Raw genomic sequence first — 19519 nt, 5'->3', positions numbered from 1 at the left:
TGCAGAAAACCCGCCTTGCGGCGGGTTTCCTGGGTCGGTTGCCCGGTTACTTCTTGTTGGCGGGTGCGGCGGTGGCCGGGACCGGGTCGCTGCCGTGGCGCTTGGTCATCCACCACTGCTGCAGCAGGCCCAGACCACCGTTGACCACCCAGTACAGCACCAGGCCGGACGGCATGAAGGCCATCATGACGCCGAAGATCAGCGGCATCATCTGCATCATCTTGGCCTGCATCGGGTCCATGCCCGGTGCCGGGGTCAGCTTCTGCGTGGCCCACATCACCGCCACGTTGATCACCGGCAGGATGAAGTACGGGTCGCGCGCGGTCAGATCCTGGATCCAGCCGAACCACGGTGCCTGACGCAGTTCCACCGACTCCACCAGCACCCAGTACAGCGCGAAGAAGATCGGCATCTGGATGAGGATCGGCAGACAGCCGCCCATCGGATTGATCTTCTCCTTCTTGTACAGCTCCATCATCGCGGTCTGGAACTTCTGGCGGTCATCGCCATAGCGTTCCTTGAGCTGCGCGATGCGCGGCTGGAAGCGACGCATCTTGGCACCGCTCTTGTACTGCGCGGCCGACAGCGGGTACAGCACCAGCTTGAGCAGGATCACCAGGCCGACAATCGCCCAGCCCCAGTTGTTGACGACCTTGTGCACCTGGTTCAGGACCCAGAACAGGCCCTGGCCGATGATGGCCATCAGCGAGAAGCGGCTGTAGTCGACCACGCGGTCCAGACCCGGCACGTCTTCCTTGGCGATCTGGTTGACCAGCTTCGGGCCCACCCACAGGCGTGCCTCGGAGCTGACCTGCTGGCCCGGCGCGACGGTGAAGGCCGGGCCGGTGGCCTGGATCTGGTCGCGGCCGTCATGCTGGGACAGCGCGTAGTTCGCGGCCTGGTCGGCCTGCGGGATCCACGCGGTGAAGAAGTGGTGCTGCAGCATCGCGATCCAGCCACCGGTGACCTGCTGGTTCAGCGGGCCGTCTTCCAGGTAGTCCTTGAAGGCGCGGCGCTGGTACTTCTTCTCGGCATCGAACCAGGTCGCGCCGTTGAAGCTGAACGAGTCCGGGTTGGTCATGCTGCGCGACAGGATCGTCGGGGTGCGGTCCAGGGTGCGGTAGACATAGCCGTTCCACGGGGTGGTACCGGCGTTGATGACCTCATCCTTGATCTTCACCGCGTACTCGTTGCGGCTGACCGTGTAGGTACGGCGGATGCTCACGCCGTTCGGGCCATTCCACACGAACGGGATCTGCAGTTCGTTCTGGCCCTTGGCCAGTTCGAAGGTCTTGGCATCGCCGACCAGCGTGAAGCCGTTGGCTTCCGGCACCGGCATGCTCTTGTCCTGGCTGGTCCAGCCACTCACCGCGCGGTACGGGTGGGTGGCTTCTTCCGTCAGCAGGCGTACCGGCGGGCTGCCGTCGTCCTTGGTCTGCGGGAACTGCAGCAGCTCGGCGTCCAGCACCGTGCCGCCATCCAGCACCAGGCGCAGCACGTCGGTGGTGACGGTGACGCGCGGAGCGCCGGCATCCACCTGGGCGGTGGCCGGGGCCGGGGCACTGCCCGGGGCGTGCGGCACCGTGGCGCCCGGTACGGCGCCGGCGGCGGGCACGGGGCCCTGGGTCTGGGCGGCCACCGGCGGGGTCGCCGGGGCGGCCTTGTCGCGGCCCCACTCCATCCACAGCAACACGGCCACCATCAGCCAGGCAAAGATCAGGAAAACGCGGGTCTGGTTCATCAGCGTGGAGGCTCGGCGTGGCCGGCACGCGATGCCGGCTCGGACTGGGAAAGGGATGCAACGCCCAGGGGCGGCGGCATTGTGCCGTCCGCGCCCGGCATGGGCAATGTGCCAAGGCGGCGCAACAGGCGCTCGAAGGCCTGGCGGATGTCTGCATTGCTGGCGGTACGGGCAGCGCTACGGGCGACGACGACGTAATCGCCGGCACTCATCCACGGCCGTAGATGGCGTGTGGCATCGCGCAGCACACGCTTCACTCGGTTGCGACCCACGGCTCGGGGGTCGACTTTGCGCGACACCGCAAGACCCAGCCTGGCCGGAGAATCGCTCTTCAGCCAGTGCAGGGTCATCAGCGGATCGGACACACGGCGGGCGCCGTTGAAGACCGTTGTATATTCGGCACGCGTACGAACCCGCGCAGAGCGAGGAAATCGCTTGCGCGGGTCGGAACTGCTCACAGTCTGGATTGCGTCTGCCGCGGGAAGCGGCATTGCAATCAAGCGCTCAGGACTTTGCGGCCCTTGGCGCGGCGACGCGACAGGATCTTGCGGCCGTCAGCGGTCTTCATACGGGCACGGAAGCCATGGTCGCGCTTACGCTTGAGGTTGCTGGGTTGGAAAGTGCGCTTGGTGGCCATGCGGGCCTCTATATGAAGGGGACGGAAAGAACCGGAAATTCTATAGACCTGGCTGCGGTCCCGTCAAGTGCTGCCCACTACGGGATTTCATCGGCCTGTGCAATAGCTGTGGATCATTTTGTGAATAACTTCGGGACAACCATTCCCGGCCCCCCTCGTCGGTGGTAGTCTGCGCCATCCATTCTTCCCCCCTTCCGGCCTGCGGTGCGGCGGTTTTTTACGCCTATACGCTGGCCCCAGACGATTATTGCCGATGGATGCCTGGTCCCGTTGTCTCGAACGCCTTGAAGCGGAGTTTCCGCCAGAGGATGTTCACACCTGGTTGAAGCCGCTGCAGGCAGATCTGCGCGCGGACAGCCTGGTGCTTTATGCGCCAAACGCCTTCATCGTCGACCAGGTGCGCGAGCTGTACCTGGCGCGCATCAAGGAACTGCTGGCGCACTTCGCCGGTTTCGGCGACGTTTTTCTTGAAATCGGCTCGCGTCCGCGCCCGGTGGAGCCGCAGATTGCGCCGATTTCGGGCTTCACCGCCCCGGTGGTGCCGGCCGAGCCGCTGGTGCCGTTCGCCGGCAACCTGGATTCGCACTACACCTTCGCCAACTTCGTGGAAGGCCGCAGCAACCAGCTGGGTCTGGCTGCGGCGTTCCAGGCAGCGCAGAAACCCGGCGATCGCGCCCATAACCCGTTGTTGCTGTACGGCGGCACCGGTCTGGGCAAGACCCACCTGATGTTCGCGGCCGGCAATGCGATGCGCCAGGCCAACCCGGCCGCCAAGGTGCTCTACCTGCGTTCGGAGCAGTTCTTCAGCGCCATGATCCGTGCGTTGCAGGAAAAAACCATGGATCAGTTCAAGCGCCAGTTCCAGCAGGTGGACGCGCTGCTGATCGATGACATCCAGTTCTTCGCCGGCAAGGATCGGACCCAGGAAGAGTTCTTCCACACGTTCAACGCCCTGTTCGACGGCAAGCAGCAGATCATCCTGACCTGCGACCGGTACCCGCGCGAAGTCGAGGGCCTGGAAGCACGGCTGAAGTCGCGGCTGGCCTGGGGCCTGTCGGTGGCCATCGAGCCGCCGGACTTCGAGACCCGCGCGGCCATCGTGCTGGCCAAGGCCCGCGAGCGCGGTGCTGAGATCCCCGACGATGTGGCGTTTCTGATTGCCAAAAAGATGCGCTCCAATGTTCGCGACCTCGAGGGTGCGCTGAATACGTTGACTGCCCGCGCCAATTTCACCGGCCGTGCGATCACCACCGACTTCGCCCAGGAAACCCTGCGCGATCTGCTGCGTGCCCAGCAGCAGGCCATCAGCATTCCCAACATCCAGAAAATCGTCGCCGACTACTACGGGCTGCAGATCAAGGATCTGCTGTCCAAGCGCCGGACCCGTTCGCTGGCCCGTCCCCGCCAGGTGGCGATGGCGCTGACCAAGGAACTGACCGAGCACAGCCTGCCGGAAATCGGCGACGCCTTTGCCGGCCGGGACCACACCACGGTGCTGCACGCCTGCCGCCAGATCCGGACGCTGATGGAAACCGACGGCAAGTTGAGGGAAGACTGGGACAAGCTGATCCGGAAGTTGAGCGAATGATGCATGTACGCCGCTAAGGCGTCATCGCATAAAACGGTGCAGAATCCGGTAGTAAGCACGGGACAGGCTGTGGATAAAAAAGCCCGCTGATTCGGCGGCAAAATTATCCACAGCTTTCCCCACCCCCTGAGGGGCAGTAATGCAGAGGGTTTCGCGGTCGGAAACCCTTTTGTTTACAAAGACTTAGCTGTGTTTTCCAGCGATTCTGGCGCTACCAGCACCACCAAGCTTTTGATTTATTCCACATTTTTTTAAAGCATAGGGGCACGGAACCACATGCGTTTCACACTGCAGCGCGAAGCCTTTCTCAAGCCGTTGGCACAAGTCGTCAACGTGGTCGAACGCCGCCAGACCCTGCCGGTTCTGGCTAATTTCCTGGTCCAGGTCCAGAACGGACAGCTCTCGCTGACCGGCACGGACCTGGAAGTGGAAATGGTGTCGCGGATCGCGGTGGAAGATGCCCAGGACGGCGAGACCACCATCCCCGCCCGCAAGCTGTTCGAGATCATCCGCGCCCTGCCCGACGGCAGCCGGATCACCGTCTCGCAGACCGGTGACAAGATCACCGTGCAGGCAGGCCGCAGCCGCTTCACCCTGGCAACGCTGCCGGCCAACGACTTCCCGTCGGTAGACGAAGTCGAAGCCACCGAGCGTGTCGCCATCGGCGAAGCCACCCTGAAGGAACTGATCGAGCGCACGGCGTTCGCGATGGCCCAGCAGGACGTGCGCTACTACCTCAACGGCCTGCTGTTCGACCTGCGTGGCGATGCACTGCGTACCGTGGCGACCGACGGTCACCGCCTGGCGCTGTGCGAAACCGAGCTGGAAAAAGCCAGCGGCGCCAAGCGTCAGATCATCGTGCCGCGCAAGGGCGTGACCGAACTGCAGCGTCTGCTGGAAAGCGGCGATCGCGAGATCGAGCTGGAAGTTGGCCGTAGCCACGTCCGCGTCAAGCGCGACGATGTGACCTTCACCTCCAAGCTGATCGACGGTCGCTTCCCGGATTACGAGGCCGTGATTCCGATCGGCGCCGACCGCGAAGTGAAGGTTGATCGTGAAGCCCTGCGTGCGTCGCTGCAGCGTGCCGCGATCCTGTCCAACGAGAAGTACCGCGGCATCCGCGTCGAAGTCTCGCCGGGCAACCTCAAGATCAGCGCGCACAACCCCGAGCAGGAAGAAGCCCAGGAAGAGATCGAGGCCGACACCACGGTCAGCGATCTGGCCATCGGCTTCAACGTGAACTACCTGCTGGATGCGCTGTCGGCTCTGCGCGACGAACACGTTGTGATCCAGCTGCGCGATTCCAATTCGTCGGCCCTGGTGCGTGAAGCCAGCAGCGAGAAGTCGCGTCATGTGGTGATGCCGCTGCGCCTCTGACCGGCGCATGGTTCCACGTGGAACCGAGGCAATCAGGAAACCCGGCCACGTGCCGGGTTTTCTTTTGGCTGCGATCCGGTTCCTCGTGGAGCATTCGCGATTCGACCGTGAGTCGGCTGGGCTGCCCCGTTTCACGATCGCGTTGCCGCCTGCGCCATCCGCGCTGGCTGCGAAGAGGAACGGCGAGATCCACGTCCCGGGATTCTGCGTATTTCCACGTTGTTCGCTGATCTCGAGCCGACAGATCCGTCGCTGCCGAAGCAGCGCTTTTTCCAGCCCCTGGATCACAGCTCTAAGCTTTAAAAACTGTATATAAATCTAAAGCTAGGTGGTGATGGTAGGGCCAGATTTGGTTGAAAAGTACCTTATCTTGTTGAAATACAAGGGAAATATCACATCGAAACCCCCGGTAAAACAGGCCCTGAGCCTGGGGTTGAACCTGTGGATATCTTTAAGGGGGTCGCTAGGGTCTCTTTTTATCCACAGCTTGCACAGAGATTGTGCATAAGTCATACAGAGACCCTGTGGACAGCGGAATCCGGTACCCGTGAATCCCTTCCGATCTGCGCACTGAACCCTTGCGCCCACCTTCAGATTTCAAGAAATCGACGCGTCCAGACGACGCGAATTCCTTGAAATCTGCACGGCTACACCCCCGGCCGCTGCGCAGATTTCAAAGAATTCGAGGGTGTTCCACGTGGTCGGTGCCGCCGGATCGCCGGTCCAGGGGGCACACCTGGGCGCAGATCCGTGGAACCCGGCCGATGCAGTAAGCTGATCGATTCCCCCTCCCTCCCCGGCCGTCGGCCGAGATCGTCCGCATGCACATCCGTCGTTTGTCCCTGCACCAGATCCGTCGCTTCGACAGCGTGGAACTGGCACCGCAACCGGGCATCAATCTGATCACCGGCGACAATGGCGCGGGCAAAACCAGTGTGTTGGAGGCGTTGCACGTGATGGCCTACGGGCGCAGCTTCCGGGGCCGCGTTCGCGATGGCCTGGTGCGACAGGGGCAGGATGCGCTGGAGGTCTTCGTCGAGTGGGACGAACACCGGGGCAGCGCCACATCGCCCACCCGCCGTAAGGCCGGTCTTCGCCACAGCGGCCAGGAGTGGAAGGGCCGGTTGGACGGCGAAGCTGTCGCCCAGCTGGGTAATCTGTGCGCCGCGCTGGCGGTGGTGACCTTCGAGCCCGGCAGCCATGCACTGGTCAGTGGCGGTGGCGAACCGCGCCGTCGGTTCCTCGATTGGGGTTTGTTCCACGTGGAACCAGATTTTCTGGCGCTGTGGCGGCGCTACTCGCGGGCGCTGAAGCAGCGCAACGCCCTGCTCAAGCAAGGCGGCAACCCCCATGCCCTGGATGCCTGGGATCACGAGCTGGCCGAGGCCGGCGAGCCGTTGACCACCCGGCGCCAGCACTATCTGGAGCGGCTGCAGGACCGCGCCGTTGAACTGGCCCAGGCATTGGCGCCCAAGCTGGGTATCCAGTCACTGAGCCTCAGCCCGGGCTGGCGCAAGCAGGACATGTCGTTGTCCGATGCCCTGCTGCTGGCGCGGGAGCGCGATCGCATGGCCGGCTATACCTCGGTGGGACCGCATCGCGCCGACTGGAGCGTGGGGTTCGCCAGCATTCCCGGCCGCGATGCCCTGTCGCGCGGTCAGGCCAAGCTCACCGCCCTCACCTGCCTGTTGGCGCAGGCCGAGGACTACGCCGAGCAGCGCGGCGAGTGGCCGGTGATCGCCCTGGACGATCTGGCATCCGAGCTGGATCGGACCCACCAGGCACGGGTGCTCGATCGTCTGCGCGCCGGCCCGGCGCAGATCTTCATCACCGCAACGGAGACGCCGGCGGCGCTTGCGGACGTTGCGGACATCGCCCGGTTCCACGTGGAACATGGGCAGGTCCAGCCTGTGCCATAGTGGTCGGCAAGGGGGCCCGTCCCCCGACTGGTATAATTGCTGTTGCAACCCCTTATCTCTCGGCGCCCCGCCTCACGGTGGCGGCCCGACCTGCGGAGCCTACGGCAAGCGCAATGACTGAAGAACAGAACACCCCGGCAACTACCGGCAACTACGACGCCAACAGCATCACCGCCCTGGAAGGCCTGGAGGCGGTTCGCAAGCGTCCCGGCATGTACATCGGTGACGTCCATGACGGCACCGGTCTGCACCACATGGTGTTCGAGGTTGTCGACAACTCGATCGACGAAGCCTTGGCCGGCCATGCCGACCACGTGGCGGTGACGATTCACGCCGACGGGTCGGTCTCGGTGTCCGACAACGGCCGCGGCATCCCGACCGGCAAGCACGAGCAGATGAGCAAGAAGCTCGATCGCGAGGTCTCTGCGGCCGAAGTCGTGATGACCGTGCTGCACGCCGGCGGCAAGTTCGACGACAACAGCTACAAGGTTTCCGGCGGCCTGCACGGCGTCGGTGTCAGCGTGGTCAACGCGCTGTCGCAGAAGCTGCTGCTGGACATCTACCAGGGCGGCTTCCACTACCAGCAGGAATACAGCGACGGTGCGGCGCTGGTCCCGCTCACCCAGGTGGAGCCCAGCAGCAAGCGCGGCACCACTCTGCGGTTCTGGCCGTCGGTGAAGGCGTTCCACGACAACGTGGAATTCCACTACGAGATCCTGGCCCGTCGCCTGCGCGAACTCTCGTTCCTTAACTCCGGCGTCAAGATCGTCCTGATCGATGAGCGCGGCGATGGCCGTCGCGACGACTTCCACTACGAAGGCGGCATCCGCAGCTTCGTGGAGCATCTGGCCCAGTTGAAGACCCCGCTGCACCCGAACGTGATCTCGGTGACCGGCGAGTCCAACGGCATCACCGTGGAAGTGGCGCTGCAGTGGACCGATTCCTACCAGGAAACGATGTACTGCTTCACCAACAACATTCCGCAGAAGGACGGTGGTACCCACCTGGCCGGTTTCCGCGGTGCGCTGACCCGTGTGCTCAACAACTACATCGAGCAGAACGGCATCGCCAAGCAGGCCAAGATCAACCTGACCGGCGACGACATGCGCGAAGGCATGATCGCGGTGCTGTCGGTGAAGGTGCCCGATCCGAGCTTCTCCAGCCAGACCAAGGAAAAGCTGGTCAGTTCGGATGTGCGTCCGGCCGTGGAAAGTGCCTTCGGCCAGCGGCTGGAAGAATTCCTGCAGGAAAACCCGAACGAAGCCAAGGCGATCGCCGGCAAGATCGTCGACGCCGCCCGTGCGCGCGAAGCCGCCCGCAAGGCGCGCGATCTGACCCGCCGCAAGGGCGCGCTGGACATCGCCGGCCTGCCGGGCAAGCTGGCCGACTGCCAGGAAAAGGACCCGGCGCTGTCCGAACTGTTCATCGTCGAGGGTGACTCGGCAGGTGGCTCGGCCAAGCAGGGCCGCAACCGCAAGAACCAGGCGGTGCTGCCGCTGCGCGGCAAGATCCTCAACGTGGAACGCGCCCGCTTCGACCGCATGCTCGCGTCCGACCAGGTCGGCACGCTGATCACCGCGCTGGGCACCGGCATTGGCCGCGACGAGTACAACCCGGACAAGCTGCGTTACCACCGCATCATCATCATGACCGACGCCGACGTCGACGGCGCGCACATCCGCACCCTGCTGCTGACGTTCTTCTACCGTCAGATGCCGGAGCTGATCGAGCGTGGGCACGTCTACATCGGCCTGCCGCCGCTGTACAAGATCAAGCAGGGCAAGCAGGAGCTGTACCTGAAGGACGATCCCGCGCTGGACGCCTACCTGGCCAGCAGCGCCGTGGAAAACGCGTCGCTGGTACCGGCCGATGGTGAGCCGGGCATCGAAGGGCTGGGCCTGGAAAAGCTGCTGCTCACCTACGCCTCGGCGCAGGAAGCGATCAGCCGCAATGCCCATCGCTACGATCGCCAGCTGCTCGAAGCACTGATCGATTTCACCCCGATGGACCTGGAACACCTGCGCAAGGCCGGTGCCGATGAAGGCCTGGCCGCGCTGGCCACCCGCCTCAACCAGGGCAGCCTGGGCTCGCCGCGGTACAGCCTGCTGCTGCAGGAACCCACCGACGAGCGTCCGGCCGCCGTGCTGGTCACGCGTCGCCACATGGGCGAAGAGCTGATCCAGGTGCTGCCGTTGAGTGCTTTCGAAACCGGCGAACTGCGTGCGCTGCACCAGTCCTCGCTGCTGCTGCACGGCCTGGTCCGTGCCGGTGCGAAGATCAGCCGTGGCGCCAAGTCGGTGGAGGTCGAGAGCTTCTCGCAGGCACGCGACTGGCTGCTGGACGAAGCCAAGAAGGGTCGCCAGATCCAGCGCTTCAAGGGCCTGGGCGAAATGAATCCGGAACAGCTGTGGGATACCACGGTCAATCCGGATACCCGTCGCCTGCTGCAGGTCCGCATCGAAGACGCGGTCGCCGCCGACCAGATCTTCAGCACCCTGATGGGCGATGTGGTCGAGCCGCGCCGTGACTTCATCGAAGACAACGCGCTGAAGGTCGCCAACCTGGATATCTGACACAATCGGGGCAAGGCCGGCCGGGTGCGACCTGCACCCTGGCCGGCCATCGTCTCCCGATGCCAGGAATCCGATGTCCGCTACCGCCCCGGCGTCCATGACGCCTCCCCTGCCGCCGCCGGTTCCGCCGGTGGCCAGCAAGCCCGGCTCGCCGTTGGCCGGCTTCTTCATCGACCTGGGCATCGCCGCGGTCGTACTGTTCGGGTTGAGCCTGATGGCCGGCCTGGCTTGGGGCGTGTACCGCGGCATCGAGGTCGGCTATACCGCCGCCAAGAGCGGCGACACCGTTGGTTCTGCCGCCGACCTCACCGCACAGCTGGGCCAACCCGGCGCACTCGCGCAGATTCTGATGGCGCTCATCGCCACCGGCGGTGCCGCCCTGCTGCTGTACTTCTGGCGCCGTCGCGCCACCCCCGTGGAACAGGCCGCCTCCCGTAGCGCCGCCCGCCGCCCCGGCACCTGGGGCTGGACCGTCCTGGTTGCCGCCGGCGTGGTGATCGGCAGCAACGGCATCGCCTTCCTGGCCAAGCAGGCCGGCATCGAACCGGTCCCGACCAACCTCGGCTTGATGGAACAGGCGCTGTCGCGCTTCCCGATGTTCCTGGCGCTGTTCGCCGTCGTGCTTGCGCCGGCCTATGAAGAACTGCTGTTCCGCCGGGTGCTGTTCGGGCGCCTGTGGCAGGCGGGCCGGCCGCTGCTCGGCATGGTGCTGAGCAGCCTGGCCTTCGCCCTGGTCCATGAGATTCCCGGCACCAGCGCCAACGGTCCGCTGGAGATCGCGCAGCTGTGGCTGGTCTACGGTGGCATGGGCGCGGCGTTCGCCTGGCTGTACCAGCGGACCGGCACCCTGTGGGCACCGATCGTCGCGCACGGTTTGAACAACGCGATCGCCCTGGCCGCGCTGGTATTCCTGGGCGTGCATTGAAACCGCTGGGCCGATTGACGAAAAATTAAGCCGTCGCATACGACACTGCGGACATGAACACGGGGGACGCTTTGATGAAACCAGTTCTGTTGGGACTTGCGATCGCGCTGCTGGTCAGCGCGTGCGCGACCACCACCTCGCCGACCGGTCGGCGTCAGATGGTGGGCGGCGTGTCCCAGGCCGAGCTGGACCAGCTCGGCGCCCAGGCGTTCGCCCAGACCAAGCAGAAGGAAAAAGTCAGCACCGACGGCCGGCAGAATGGCTACGTGCAGTGCGTGGTCGATGCGCTGGTCGCGCAGTTGCCGCCTCAGTACCGTGGCGTACGGTGGGAAACGGCGGTGTTCGTCGACAACGAGCCCAACGCGTTTGCCCTGCCGGGCGGCAAGGTCGGGGTGAACTCGGGCATCCTCACCGTGGCCAAGAACCAGGACCAGCTCGCCGCCGTCATCGGCCACGAGATCGGGCATGTGATCGCCCGCCACCACGAGGAGCGCATCACCCGCCAGATGGGCGCGCAGACCGGCCTGAGCGTGCTCGGCATGCTGGCCGGCGCTGCATACGGCGACGCGGCCGCCAGTACGGTCAACCAGCTTGGCGGCATGACCGCGCAGACCGCCTTCCTGCTGCCCGGCTCCCGCACCCAGGAGTCCGAGGCGGACGTGCTGGGCCAGCGCCTGATGGCCGAGGCCGGGTTCGACCCGGCGCAGGCGGTCAATCTGTGGCAGAACATGATGGCGGCCAGCAGTGGGCGCTCGCCGCAGTGGATGTCCACCCACCCCGATCCCAGCAACCGGATCCGGGAACTGCAGCGCGATGCGCCCGCCCTCGCAGGCGTGTACCAGCAGGCCCAGGCGGCCGGGCGGCGTCCACGGTGCGGATGATTCGACTAAAGGATGCTGTATTGCAGCATCGGAAACGATTTCTCACGCCATCGGTTTCTGATACGTTTGGCGGCTCAGATTTTTCTGACAGTCCGTTTTGATGCCGCCACGGCGGTTCCGATCGAGGTGAAAGATGATTTTCAGCAACCACAAGCAAGCCGTGCTTTCCGTCCTCATCGCGACCGCACTCGGTGGCGTGGTCGTCACCGATGCCGTCGCCCAGACGCGTTCGACCGATCGTTCCAGTGATCGCCGCGGTGGAAAGCAGGCCAAGGCCGAAGTGCTTTTCCCGAACGCGACCCGTCAGGAGCCGACCGTCAAGGCCTCCGCCAAGATGGGCAGCAAGCTGCAGAAGCTGGTAGACAACTACAACAAGCAGAAGTTCCCGGAAACGCGCGCTCTGGCTGACGAGATCCTCGCCAACGCCGACGCCAATGCCTACGACAAGTCGCTGGCCGCCCAGCTGGCCTCGCAGGCCGCCTACCAGACCGAAGACAACGCCGCGGCCAAGAAGTACCTGCAGCAGGCGCTGGACTTCAACGGCCTGGACAACAACGGCTACTTCCAGTCGATGCTGATGCTCGGCCAGCTGCAGCTGCAGGACGACCAGCTCCAGGAAGGCCTGGCCACGCTGGACAAGTACTTCGCCGAGAGCAAGTCGGCCAAGCCGGAAGAACTGGTGATCAAGGGCCAGGCCCTGTACCAGCAGCAGCGCTACGCCGATGCCATCCCGGTGCTGCAGCAGGCCATCGCCGGCGCCACCGAACCGAAGGACAGCTGGAACCAGCTGCTGATGGCCGCCATGTCCGAAGCCGGTCAGACCGGTGAAGCGGTCAAGCAGGCCGAAGGTCTGGCTGCGCGCAACCCGAACGACAAGAAAGCCCAGCTGAACCTGGCCAGCATGTACATGCAGGCCGACCAGATGGACAAGGCCGCCTCGGTGATGGACAAGCTGCGCGCCTCTGGCCAGCTCACCGAAGAGCGCGAGTACAAGCAGCTGTACTCGATCTATGCCAACACCGAACACAAGGAAAAGGATGTCATCGCGGTCATCAACGAAGGGTTGCAGAAGGGCATCCTGAAGCCGGACTACCAGGTCTACCTGGCGCTGGCCCAGTCCTACTACTACTCCGACCAGGTGCCGCAGGCCATCGAGGCGTGGCAGAAGGCCGCCCCGCTTTCCAAGGACGGTGAAACCTACCTGAATCTGGCACGCGTTTTGCACAGTGAAGGTCGCATCCCGGAGGCCAAGCAGGCCGCCCAGCAGGCGCTGGCGAAGGGTGTGAAGAACCAGGCGGATGCCAAGAAAATCATCAACCTGAAGTAAGTAGGAATAACGCCTGAACGCCCGCGCGATTGATGCGCAGGCGCTCAGGATTGGTATAAGCTTGGAGGTTCCTGCGGTGTCATGCACCGCTGATCATGGGCTACCTGTCCCCGGGTATCCCGGCCCCACTAATGAGCTCTTGGCGCATGACGGAACAACTAGTCGTTCACAGGTACGAACAACGCGATGACACCGGCTTCAGCTGGCCGCGGATCGTGGGTATCGCTTTTGTAATCGCACTGCATCTCGCCGCCTTCATGATGCTTCTGATCCCGGCTGTGGCTCCCAAGGCCGCTGCGGAGAAAGAACGCAACATCATGGTGACCTTGGTCGACGCTCCGCCGCCGCCCCCACCGCCGCCGCCGCCGCCGCCGCCGCAGGATACGCCGCCGCCGCCGGTGAAGAACCTGTCGCCGCCGAAGCCCTCGCCGGTGCCGCCGCCGCCGCAGGCGCCTGTGGTCGACGTCCCGGAACCGCGTCCGAACGACATCGTCACGCCGCCGTCGCCCCCCTCGCCGCCGGCTCCGCCGACGTCGATCGAGGCAAGCGTCGACATCTCGTCGAAGAACATGAACCCCCCGCGCTACCCGCCGGCCGCGTTCCGCGCAGGTATCCAGGGTGAAGTCATCCTGATCATTGATGTCGATGCCAACGGCAACGTCACCAATGTCTCGGTCGAGAAGTCCAGCCGTAACCGTGACCTTGACCGCGCCGCGATGGAAGCAGCTCGCAAGTGGAGCTTCCGTTCTGCGGAGTCGGGCGGGAAGAAGGTCGCAGGTCGCGTTCGCGTCCCGGTCAACTTTGCGCTGAACTGATGGTTGCCGGTGGCCCGCCGGCCACCGTTCCATCGGTTGTTTCTAGCCACACCCTTTATCACCACACACAACAAAGGTAAGCGTCATGCTGCAGGAAATTTTCATCGCCGCTGCTGCCGGGGGCAACTCGTCGAACGCCCTCTCGCAGATGGGCTTCGAGCACCTGATCCACGAAATGACCACCAAGCCGGGCGACTTCGCCGTCTCCTGGGTCGTGCTGCTGACCCTGGTCATCATGTCCGCCATGTCCTGGTACTGGACCGTCATCAACATCTTCCGTGCTACCCGCCTGAAGAGCGCTGCTGACAAGGTCGTGAGCCTGTTCTGGGATACCCCGAACGCCCAGGACGCCATCCGTGCGATGGAAGAGCAGCCGGCTTCCGAGCCCTTCTCGAAGATCGCCCTGGACGCTGCGCAGGCTGCTGCCCACCACCAGCGTGCCGAAGGCGGCGCCACCGGTGGCCTGGGTGAAAACCTGAGCCGTTCGGAGTTCGTCGACCGCGCCCTGCGTCAGGCCGTGACCCGCGAAAGCAACAACCTGCAGTCGGGCATGACCCTGCTGGCCACCGTCGGCGCAACCGCTCCGTTCGTGGGTCTGCTGGGTACCGTGTGGGGCATCTACGGCGCGCTGATCAAGATCGGTGCAACCGGTTCGGCCTCCATCGACGCCGTTGCCGGCCCGGTGGGTGAAGCCCTGATCATGACCGCCATCGGTCTGTTCGTGGCAATCCCGGCCGTGTTCGCCTTCAACTTCTTCAGCAAGATCAACAGCGCCACGATCAGCAAGTTCGATACGTTCGCTCACGACCTGCACGACTTCTTCGCCACCGGTTCGCGCGTCCGCTAATTGCGACGCGCTGTACCCAGGCGAGAACGTAGTCAACACGATCTAGACGGAGCCCGTTATGGCTTTCAGTAGTGGTAACAGCGGCGGCCCAATGGCCGACATCAACGTTACGCCCCTCGTGGACGTGATGCTGGTGCTGCTGATCATCTTCATCATCACGGCGCCCCTGATGTCCCACAAGGTCAAGGTGGATCTGCCCGAGGCCAACCTGGTGCAGAACCCGGATGACGCTGAAAAGCGTTCGGGCCCGATCACCCTGGCAGTCAAGGAAGACGGCTCGATCTACTGGAACGACGAGGAAATCGACAAGCAGACTCTCGAGTCTCGCCTGGCGACCGCCGCCCAGCAGACCCCGCAGCCGCCGCTCAACCTGCGTGGTGACCGCACCACCAAGATGCGCGTCATCAACGAGATGACCAAGGTTGCGCAGGAACAGGGCATGCTCGATGTTGGCTTCGTTGCCACCAAAGAGAAGGGGCAGTAAGCCATGGCATTCAGTACCGGTGGTAACAAGGGCCCAATGGCCGACATCAACGTCACGCCCCTCGTGGACGTGATGCTGGTGCTGCTGATCATCTTCATCGTCACCGCGCCGATCATGACGTACCCGATCGCCGTGGACCTGCCGCAGCGCGTGCTCAACCCACCGCCGGTGCTGGTCGAGCCGCCGCCGCCGATCGAGCTGAAGGTGGACGCCAGCAATCAGGTGACGTGGGACAACAGTCCGGTTCCCGTGCACGAGCTGCAGCAGCGCATGGAGCAGGCCGTCCAGCGCGATCCGACCAACCAGCCGGAACTGCGCATCGACGCCAGCCCGGACTCCGAGTACGACGTGATGGCCAAGGTGTTGGCTGCCGCGAAGAATGCTCAGATGAAGAAGATCGGTTTCGTGCAGCAGTAATACGCAAGACCGCAGTCATGACGCGACTGGAAAACGCCCCTGGAAACAGGGGCTTTTTTTTTGGCGCCGCACCGGATGCCGCCCGCTATCATCCGCACATGCTCGCCACCTTCCACACCCTCCGCGACTGGATCGCGGGCATTCCCCACCTGGGCCCGCTGCTTGCCGTGGCCTACGTGCTCTACCTGCTCTGGCTGACCGGCTGGATCATGCTGCAGAAGCGCGAGCCGGTGGCCACGCTGAGCTGGATCCTGTCGCTGGCCGCCCTGCCCTACCTCGGCCTCTTCATCTACTACCTGCTGGGCCCGCAGAAGGTGAAGCGGCAGCGCCTGCGCCGCGGCCGCTCGCGGTCGGGCATGGAGCACTACAGCAGCGTGTGCCCGCCCGACGCCGACTGCACCGAGCTGGCCAAGATCGCCCAGGCCACCACCGGCCTGGCGCCCAGTTCGGCCACCGAGGTTGAATGGCTGGTCGACGGCGCGGCCACCTACCGCGCCCTGCTGGAGGCCATCGCGCAGGCGCGCGACCACCTGCACCTGGAGTACTACATCTTCAACCCCGACCACGCCGGTACCGCCCTGCGCGACGCGCTGGTGGAGCGCGCCCGCGCCGGCGTACGCGTGCGCCTGCTGCTCGATGCCGTGGGCTCCTCGGCCATCCGCAAGCGCTTCCTGGCGCCGCTGCTGGAGGCTGGCGCCGAGGTGGTGTGGTTCCACCCGCGGCAGCTGCTCAAGCCGTTCAAGCGGCCGTGGCTCAACATGCGCACGCACCGCAAGCTGGTCATCATCGACGGCCGCGAAGCCTTCACCGGCGGCATCAACATCACCGACGAGGAAGACGAGAGCCGCCGCGCCGACGCCTACCGCGACCTGCACATGCGCCTGCGCGGCCACGTCGTGCGCAGCCTGCAGCTGGTCTTCATCGAAGACTGGATCTACGCCAGTGGCGAACGGCCCGAGCGCTTCAACATCGCCCAGCTGTGGCCCAACGACATGGCCAGCCGCGGCGAGGGGCGCATCAACGCGCAGGTCCTGGTGTCCGGCCCGGATTCGTCCTGGGAAACCATCCACCGCCTGCACGTGGCCGCCATCCACGAGGCGCGCGAACGGGTCTGGCTGGTCACCCCCTACTTCGTGCCCGGCGAGGCCGCCCGCATGGCGCTGACCTCGGCCGCGCTCGGCGGCCTGGACGTGCGCCTGCTGGTGCCGAAGATGAGCGACTCCTGGTTTGTCACCCAGGCCGCGCGCTCGTACTTCGACGAGCTGCTGCAGGCCGGCGTCAAAATCTACGAGTACGGCCCGCGCATGCTGCATACCAAGGCCTTCATTGCCGACGACGATGTCTGCATCGTCGGCAGCGCCAACTTCGACCACCGCAGCTTCCGCCTCAACTTCGAGCTGTCGATGATGCTTGGCGACGCCGACCGCGTGGCCGCCCTCGCCGCCCTGCTCAGTGCCGAGTTCGACGCCGCCGTGCCGGTGCGCAACGACCGCCAGCGCGCCCTGTGGCGGCACCGCGTGCCCGAAGCCTTCGCCCGCCTGGCCTCACCGCTGCTCTGAGACGGGCAGCGTGGAACCACGCTTGGCCTCGGCGCTACACTGGCCGGGTCAAACGGGGAGTGCTGACATGTACTGGTTGTTTCTGCTGCTCGCGCTGGGCTGCTTCGCCCTCGCGCTCAAGGCATCCCAGATGGGATGGATGATGCTGGCCTTGGCCGGCACCCTGCTGTTCCTGCTGGCCTGGGTGCGAGGCCTGTATGTCGCCCGCTTCGGTGGCCTGCAGCGCGACACCAGCCAGCTCATCGACCCCCTCGAACTGCGCCGGTTGCGCGAGCAGGCCCAGGCCCGCCAGCAGCCGGCTACCGACGACTCCGACCCCTTGTAGTCCCATGACCCAGCTCAGCGTCAACGTGAACAAGATCGCCGTCCTGCGCAACTCGCGCGGCGGCACCGATCCGGATGTCCTGCAGGCCGCCCGCGCCTGCCTGGACGCCGGCGCGCACGGCATCACCGTGCACCCGCGCCCGGACCGCCGCCATATCCACGCCGAGGACGTGCTGGCGCTGTCGGCGCTGACCACCGCGCGTGGCATCGAGTTCAACATCGAAGGCAATCCCTTCGCCCCGCCGCGCGAGGGCTATCCGGGCCTGCTGCCGCTGTGCGAGCAGACCCGCCCCGCACAGGCCACGCTGGTGCCCGATGGCGACGGCCAGCTCACCTCAGACCACGGCTTCGACTTCGCCCGCGACGCCGAGCGCCTGCGCCCGCTGATCGCCGCGCTGAAGTCCTACGGCTGCCGGGTCAGCCTGTTCGTTGATGCCGGCAACCCGGACCTGGCCCAGGCCGCCGCCATCGGCGCCGACCGCATCGAGCTCTACACCGGCCCTTACGCCGACGCGCATGCCGCCGGCGATGCCACCGCCATGCTGGCCCTGTTCGCCGACGCCGCCCGCCGGGCCCAGGCCGTGGGCCTGGGGGTCAACGCCGGGCACGACCTGTCGCAGGACAACCTCGCCGACTTCCTGCGCGCCGTCCCTGACGTGCTGGAAGTCTCGATCGGCCATGCGCTGATCAGCGAAGCCCTCTACGACGGCCTCGATGCCACGGTGAAGGGCTACCTGGCCCTGCTCTGACCCGTCACTGACGTGGCGTGACCCGCCCGCGTGGCCTGTGGACAACGTTGGGGACGAACCCACGCCATAGGCCCGCAAACCCAGCAGGCACAAGGGTTTCGCTTCCCTTTTGGGTTGTGGTTAGTAATACTGCTAACCCATGTGTACCCCGCTGCCAGCCCCCCGCCTCCCGGCCGGGTCTCAATCGATGAGACCCGCCCCGGCTAGCCTTTGATCATGGGTATCGCGATCAAAGGCCGAGGTTCCACGACGCACCTGGCGGGCCGTTTCGAGGTCACCGTCAGCGAAGCCGTGGACGACGGCTGGGAGGCGGACGACAGCGAGGAGTTCGCCACGCCGCGCCTGCGCACCGAAGTGCGCGCCGAGACCGCGCGCAGCATCATCAGCCGCAACAAGTCGCCCGACGTCGGCTTCAGCCAATCGGTCAATCCGTACCGCGGTTGCGAGCATGGCTGCTCGTACTGCTTCGCGCGGCCCTCGCATGCCTACCTCAACCTGTCGCCCGGCCTGGACTTCGAAACCAAGCTGTTCGCCAAGACCAACGCCGCCCAGCTGCTGCGCAAGGAGTTCTCGCGCCCCGGCTACGTGCCGCAACCGATCGCGCTCGGCATCAACACCGACGCCTACCAGCCGATCGAGCGCAAGCTCAAGCTCACCCGGCAGCTGATCGAGGTGATGCTGGAAACCCAGCACCCGTTCTCGCTGATCACCAAGAACGCGCTGGTTGAGCGCGACATCGACCTGCTCGCGCCGCTGGCCGAGAAGAACCTGGTGAGCGTGCACTTCTCGGTCACCTCGCTGGACCCGCATCTGTCGGCCCGCCTCGAACCGCGCGCCTCGGCACCCCACGCCCGCCTGCGCGCGATGCGGCGGCTGCACGAGGCCGGCATCCCGGTGGGCGTGATGGTGGCCCCGGTGATTCCGTGGATCAACGACGCCGAGCTGGAGGCCGTGCTCGAGGCCGCCCACGATGCCGGCGCCTCCACCGCCGGCTACGTGCTGCTGCGCCTGCCGCTGGAAGTGGCCCCGCTGTTCCGCGACTGGCTCGACACCCACCACCCCGACCGCGCCGCTCACGTGATGAGCACCATCAACCAGCTGCGCGGCGGCAAGGACTACAACAGCGCCTTCGGCACCCGCATGCGCGGTGAAGGCGTCTACGCCGACCTGCTCTCCAACCGCTTCAAACTCGCGCGCCGGCGGCTGGGCTTCGATGCGCAGAACAGCCACTGGCCGCGCCTGGACTGCAGCCGCTTCCAGCGCCCGTTGCCGCCGCGCGAGGATTCGCCGCAGGGGTCGCTGTTCTAGGTTGGCGGCTGGACACCCGGCCGGACCTGCGCGAATAATCCGGCGGGT

The 19519-nt window shown here is 65.3% G+C and carries 18 protein-coding genes; 15 read left to right on the top strand and 3 right to left on the bottom strand.

Features of this window, described 5'->3' with window-relative positions:
• Positions 1 to 46 precede the first annotated feature (46 nt).
• From yidC to rpmH, 3 genes are read right to left on the bottom strand one after another with little or no spacing between them, the layout of a single operon-like run.
• Entirely contained in the window at positions 47 to 1741 is a 1695-nt protein-coding gene (yidC, locus tag ACO6VK_RS08220) for a membrane protein insertase YidC (RefSeq protein WP_422506396.1), read from the bottom strand.
• Positions 1741 to 2232 carry a ribonuclease P protein component gene (rnpA, locus tag ACO6VK_RS08215; protein WP_422506395.1) on the bottom strand — a complete coding sequence of 164 codons (492 nt, stop codon included), beginning with the start codon at positions 2230 to 2232 and terminating at the stop codon, positions 1741 to 1743. Before rnpA ends, yidC begins: the two co-directional genes overlap by 1 nt.
• A 5-nt stretch (positions 2233 to 2237) precedes the next feature.
• Positions 2238 to 2378 carry a 50S ribosomal protein L34 gene (gene rpmH / locus ACO6VK_RS08210; RefSeq protein WP_006404565.1) on the bottom strand — a complete coding sequence of 47 codons (141 nt, stop codon included), beginning with the start codon at positions 2376 to 2378 and terminating at the stop codon, positions 2238 to 2240.
• Positions 2379 to 2631: 253 nt separating this feature from the next.
• On the opposite strand from rpmH, the gene dnaA reads away from it, so the two are divergent.
• The 15 genes from dnaA to ACO6VK_RS08135 all read left to right on the top strand — a co-directional run bounded on the left by dnaA (position 2632) and on the right by ACO6VK_RS08135 (position 19471).
• The gene (dnaA, locus tag ACO6VK_RS08205; protein ID WP_422506394.1) at positions 2632 to 3966 is read left to right on the top strand and encodes a chromosomal replication initiator protein DnaA; all 1335 of its coding nucleotides are present in this window, start codon (positions 2632 to 2634) and stop codon (positions 3964 to 3966) included.
• A 276-nt stretch (positions 3967 to 4242) separates the two neighbouring features.
• Entirely contained in the window at positions 4243 to 5343 is a 1101-nt protein-coding gene (gene dnaN / locus ACO6VK_RS08200) for a DNA polymerase III subunit beta (RefSeq protein WP_019184048.1), read from the top strand.
• A gap of 821 nt (positions 5344 to 6164) precedes the next feature.
• The gene (gene recF, locus ACO6VK_RS08195) at positions 6165 to 7262 is read left to right on the top strand and encodes a DNA replication/repair protein RecF (protein WP_422506393.1); all 1098 of its coding nucleotides are present in this window, start codon (positions 6165 to 6167) and stop codon (positions 7260 to 7262) included.
• Between the two features lie 113 nt (positions 7263 to 7375).
• Entirely contained in the window at positions 7376 to 9835 is a 2460-nt protein-coding gene (gene gyrB, locus ACO6VK_RS08190) for a DNA topoisomerase (ATP-hydrolyzing) subunit B (RefSeq protein ID WP_422506392.1), read from the top strand.
• Positions 9836 to 9908: 73 nt separating this feature from the next.
• Entirely contained in the window at positions 9909 to 10760 is an 852-nt protein-coding gene (locus ACO6VK_RS08185) for a CPBP family intramembrane glutamic endopeptidase (protein WP_422506391.1), read from the top strand.
• Between the two features lie 74 nt (positions 10761 to 10834).
• A complete protein-coding gene (locus ACO6VK_RS08180; protein WP_422506390.1) occupies positions 10835 to 11641 on the top strand; it encodes a M48 family metallopeptidase in 807 nt (268 codons plus the stop codon).
• A 133-nt stretch (positions 11642 to 11774) separates the two neighbouring features.
• Positions 11775 to 12968, top strand: a complete 1194-nt coding sequence (locus ACO6VK_RS08175) for a tetratricopeptide repeat protein (protein WP_422506389.1) — start codon at positions 11775 to 11777, stop codon at positions 12966 to 12968.
• A gap of 146 nt (positions 12969 to 13114) precedes the next feature.
• Entirely contained in the window at positions 13115 to 13783 is a 669-nt protein-coding gene (locus ACO6VK_RS08170) for an energy transducer TonB (RefSeq protein ID WP_411849331.1), read from the top strand.
• 85 nt (positions 13784 to 13868) lie between these two features.
• Complete coding sequence (gene exbB / locus ACO6VK_RS08165; protein ID WP_017356923.1) at positions 13869 to 14630, top strand: TonB-system energizer ExbB; 762 nt, start codon at positions 13869 to 13871, stop codon at positions 14628 to 14630.
• A 58-nt stretch (positions 14631 to 14688) separates the two neighbouring features.
• Complete coding sequence (locus ACO6VK_RS08160) at positions 14689 to 15114, top strand: ExbD/TolR family protein (RefSeq protein ID WP_411849332.1); 426 nt, start codon at positions 14689 to 14691, stop codon at positions 15112 to 15114.
• Positions 15115 to 15117: 3 nt separating this feature from the next.
• Complete coding sequence (locus tag ACO6VK_RS08155; protein WP_422506388.1) at positions 15118 to 15531, top strand: ExbD/TolR family protein; 414 nt, start codon at positions 15118 to 15120, stop codon at positions 15529 to 15531.
• Between the two features lie 98 nt (positions 15532 to 15629).
• Positions 15630 to 17090, top strand: a complete 1461-nt coding sequence (gene cls, locus ACO6VK_RS08150) for a cardiolipin synthase (RefSeq protein ID WP_422506387.1) — start codon at positions 15630 to 15632, stop codon at positions 17088 to 17090.
• Between the two features lie 67 nt (positions 17091 to 17157).
• A complete protein-coding gene (locus tag ACO6VK_RS08145; protein WP_411849335.1) occupies positions 17158 to 17415 on the top strand; it encodes a hypothetical protein in 258 nt (85 codons plus the stop codon).
• A gap of 4 nt (positions 17416 to 17419) precedes the next feature.
• Positions 17420 to 18163, top strand: a complete 744-nt coding sequence (locus ACO6VK_RS08140; RefSeq protein WP_422506386.1) for a pyridoxine 5'-phosphate synthase — start codon at positions 17420 to 17422, stop codon at positions 18161 to 18163.
• A 216-nt stretch (positions 18164 to 18379) separates the two neighbouring features.
• On the top strand, positions 18380 to 19471 hold the full coding sequence (locus tag ACO6VK_RS08135; protein ID WP_422506385.1) for a PA0069 family radical SAM protein: 1092 nt from the start codon (positions 18380 to 18382) through the stop codon (positions 19469 to 19471).
• Positions 19472 to 19519: the final 48 nt, after the last annotated feature.

Origin of the sequence: Stenotrophomonas sp. GZD-301 (genome assembly GCF_049310345.1) — a bacterium.
Taxonomy (GTDB): Bacteria; Pseudomonadota; Gammaproteobacteria; order Xanthomonadales; family Xanthomonadaceae; genus Stenotrophomonas.
This window is presented reverse-complemented; position numbering and strand designations above follow the sequence as displayed.

Bases quoted from the DNA above. Each gene is read 5' to 3' on its own strand.
- recF (WP_422506393.1), top strand. From the start codon at position 6,165: ATGCACATCCGTCGTTTGTCCCTGCACCAGATCCGTCGCTTCGACAGC.
- ACO6VK_RS08145 (WP_411849335.1), top strand. From the start codon at position 17,158: ATGTACTGGTTGTTTCTGCTGCTCGCGCTGGGCTGCTTCGCCCTCGCG.
- ACO6VK_RS08170 (WP_411849331.1), top strand. From the start codon at position 13,115: ATGACGGAACAACTAGTCGTTCACAGGTACGAACAACGCGATGACACC.
- cls (WP_422506387.1), top strand. From the start codon at position 15,630: ATGCTCGCCACCTTCCACACCCTCCGCGACTGGATCGCGGGCATTCCC.
- ACO6VK_RS08155 (WP_422506388.1), top strand. From the start codon at position 15,118: ATGGCATTCAGTACCGGTGGTAACAAGGGCCCAATGGCCGACATCAAC.
- dnaA (WP_422506394.1), top strand. From the start codon at position 2,632: ATGGATGCCTGGTCCCGTTGTCTCGAACGCCTTGAAGCGGAGTTTCCG.
- gyrB (WP_422506392.1), top strand. From the start codon at position 7,376: ATGACTGAAGAACAGAACACCCCGGCAACTACCGGCAACTACGACGCC.
- dnaN (WP_019184048.1), top strand. From the start codon at position 4,243: ATGCGTTTCACACTGCAGCGCGAAGCCTTTCTCAAGCCGTTGGCACAA.
- ACO6VK_RS08135 (WP_422506385.1), top strand. From the start codon at position 18,380: ATGGGTATCGCGATCAAAGGCCGAGGTTCCACGACGCACCTGGCGGGC.
- ACO6VK_RS08180 (WP_422506390.1), top strand. From the start codon at position 10,835: ATGAAACCAGTTCTGTTGGGACTTGCGATCGCGCTGCTGGTCAGCGCG.
- rnpA (WP_422506395.1), bottom strand. From the start codon at position 2,232: ATGCCGCTTCCCGCGGCAGACGCAATCCAGACTGTGAGCAGTTCCGAC.
- rpmH (WP_006404565.1), bottom strand. From the start codon at position 2,378: ATGGCCACCAAGCGCACTTTCCAACCCAGCAACCTCAAGCGTAAGCGC.
- ACO6VK_RS08175 (WP_422506389.1), top strand. From the start codon at position 11,775: ATGATTTTCAGCAACCACAAGCAAGCCGTGCTTTCCGTCCTCATCGCG.
- ACO6VK_RS08140 (WP_422506386.1), top strand. From the start codon at position 17,420: ATGACCCAGCTCAGCGTCAACGTGAACAAGATCGCCGTCCTGCGCAAC.
- exbB (WP_017356923.1), top strand. From the start codon at position 13,869: ATGCTGCAGGAAATTTTCATCGCCGCTGCTGCCGGGGGCAACTCGTCG.
- yidC (WP_422506396.1), bottom strand. From the start codon at position 1,741: ATGAACCAGACCCGCGTTTTCCTGATCTTTGCCTGGCTGATGGTGGCC.
- ACO6VK_RS08160 (WP_411849332.1), top strand. From the start codon at position 14,689: ATGGCTTTCAGTAGTGGTAACAGCGGCGGCCCAATGGCCGACATCAAC.
- ACO6VK_RS08185 (WP_422506391.1), top strand. From the start codon at position 9,909: ATGTCCGCTACCGCCCCGGCGTCCATGACGCCTCCCCTGCCGCCGCCG.